The following is a 2,334-nucleotide window of genomic DNA, read 5'->3' on the forward strand; positions in this document are numbered from 1 at the left end:
GTCATGGGGTATAGGGAAATCTGTGCGCCTGAAAACATCGCCCGCCTCGCTCCGCTGGTATTACCCAGATCAGCTTCTAGGGTCTGTGGGCTTGCCGCCCCCGTCTCAGCCCCGACCGTACGGAGCACCCCTGTGGATGTGCGCCTTAAAGCATCATTCGAGTTCAAGGGAAAGCCGTTTTTTCAGAGCACTGCGCCAAAAGCATTGCGCCAGTCACGGTGCGCCTGTGCGGAATTTTGTCGGGAACCTTCGCCGCTGCGACCGGTTGTCCCCACAGTCGCAACGCGATCACTTTCGTAGAAAACAAGCGACGACTTCACAGAAATGGAGACAAACCATGTTCATGAAAATCCTCGCAGCTTCGGTTCTCACCATTGGTCTGGCCACGTCAGCCATGGCGCAAAGCGCCGGCAGCAACAACGCAAATGGAAGCGGCAGCGGCAAATCGGTGACGGTTGAGCCGAACACGCCGGCTTCACCGAATACGGTCGAGCCGGACACTGTCGACCCGGGCACGACCAACAGCACGACTGGCACGGTAGGAGATATGAATTCAAACGCGGATCAGAATTGCCCGGCAAGTCCGCAGGGGGCGCAGGCAGATGCCAACGGCACCTCCCCGGGCACCACCTCGCCGACAGTCAACGACAACAATTGCGGCAAGTAATCTGCACGCGATCGAACCAAAGCCGCGGAGCACAACCTCCGCGGCTTTGTTCTACCACGACGCGGGGATCGGGGTTTGGTACAACCTTGAACTCTACGAAACCGCCGTCTCGCGAACCGGCAGCTTCCAGCCTGGCCTGACGAAGTGGCAGGTGTATCCGTTGGGATATTTCTCCAGATAGTCCTGATGCTCGGGCTCGGCTTCCCAGAACGGACCAACGGGTGCGACTTCGGTGATGACCTTGCCCGGCCACAGGCCCGAGGCATCGACATCGGCGATGGTGTCCTCGGCGACGCGCTTCTGTTCGTCGCTGGTATAATAGATCGCCGAGCGATAACTCGTCCCGACATCGTTGCCCTGGCGGTTGCGGGTCGTCGGATCGTGGATCTGGAAAAAGCGTTCCAGCAGCGTGCGATAGCTTATGATGGCCGGATCGAAATTGATCTCGATGGCTTCGGCGTGGGTGCCGTGGTTGCGGTAGGTGGCGTTGGGCACGTCGCCGCCGCTGTAGCCGACACGGGTGGAGATGACGCCGGGATAGCGCCGTATCAAATCCTGCATGCCCCAGAAACAGCCGCCGGCAAGGACTGCACGTTCGGTCGAAGTCGCCATGTCACGTCTCCTCAAAAGCAATTCCAGGAAAAGTGTGTGGCGGTTTTCCGTCTGGAATTGCGTGAAAGCAAGTGGTCTCGCCATAAATGGGCATTGTCACCTGCTTCGTCCAGCGGACGCGGTGGATCTACCTCAATTGCTCGGTTGGGCGAGGCTGTCGATCAAACCCAGTAGCTTCATGCCAGGCGGAATGGCGGCAAAGCTGATCGCCACCGGTGGTGCCCTGAGCGACCAGTCGAAAAGAACGGTCTTGACCGGGATGTTTCCCAGCCACGCCAGCAGCCGAGGTGGCACGCCGCTCCCGGGCCAGACCAGAAGCATGCCGTGATCGCGCAGCCGCTGGCTGGTGATCCAGGGGGCGAGCCGCATGTCGAGGTCTGTGAAGATCGACGGCTTGTCATAGGCGTTGAGGCCCGCCAGCAACGCGATGCGGGTATCGCCGCCGACGATGTCGAGCCGACCGGGCACCGCCGCGTGCCAGACCGCCTCGGCTTCGTCCGAAATCTGCCGCGCTGGCCAGCAGACGGCATCCATGCGCCCGCGCAAATTGCAACTCGTCCAGCGGATGCCCGCATAGGCACCGGACATGCCGAGGATGCAGGCGAACGCGCAGATCGCCAGCCGTCGCAGTTCGACGGCGCCAAGCCGATGACCCAGCAAGGCGATCGCCACAACGCCGACCAGATTGTACATCGGCGCGCCCCACGCCTCGCCGGCGCCGGTAAACAGCGAGGCCACCATGACAAGCACCGCCGGACCAAGCCCCATCCACACGAGATAGGCCAGCGCGCCGCGCTCAATGGGCTGTTCCGGCGCGGGCGAACGCCGCAACAGCCCCGATATCGACAGCACCAGCAATAAGCCGCAGAGCCCCGCCATTTGGACACCGATATAGTAAAGGCGGGCGCGGTGGACCAACACCCATTCATCGCGGCCGGCGACATAGGTCAGCGGCAGGAAATCGATGCGGTAGAGCTGGATGGCCAGTGGCGCGGCGACGGCGAGGAAAACCGCGAGCCCAAGCCAGGGCCAGGGCGTGGCGAGCCGATTGCGTG

The 2,334-nt window shown here is 62.0% G+C and carries 2 protein-coding genes, 1 pseudogene and 1 riboswitch; of the genes and pseudogenes, 1 reads left to right on the forward strand and 2 read right to left on the reverse strand.

Going from position 1 to position 2,334, the window contains the following annotated elements; translation table 11 throughout:
- Positions 1-28 precede the first annotated feature (28 nt).
- Positions 29-142, reverse strand: a riboswitch (TPP riboswitch).
- Positions 143-337: 195 nt separating this feature from the next.
- Positions 338-667 carry a hypothetical protein gene (locus EN750_RS30065; protein WP_127398906.1) on the forward strand — a complete coding sequence of 110 codons (330 nt, stop codon included), beginning with the start codon at positions 338-340 and terminating at the stop codon, positions 665-667.
- Between the two features lie 93 nt (positions 668-760).
- Here the strand turns inward: EN750_RS30065 and msrA are convergent, their stop codons facing one another.
- Positions 761-1,279 (reverse strand): peptide-methionine (S)-S-oxide reductase MsrA, encoded by a 519-nt coding sequence (gene msrA, locus EN750_RS30070; protein ID WP_127272383.1) that lies wholly within the window; start codon positions 1,277-1,279, stop codon positions 761-763.
- Positions 1,280-1,411: 132 nt separating this feature from the next.
- Positions 1,412-2,334: pseudogene (locus EN750_RS30075) on the reverse strand (glycosyltransferase family 39 protein); the annotation flags it as partial.

Origin of the sequence: Mesorhizobium sp. M7A.F.Ca.ET.027.03.2.1 (genome assembly GCF_003999175.1) — a bacterium.
Lineage (GTDB): Bacteria > Pseudomonadota > Alphaproteobacteria > Rhizobiales > Rhizobiaceae > Mesorhizobium.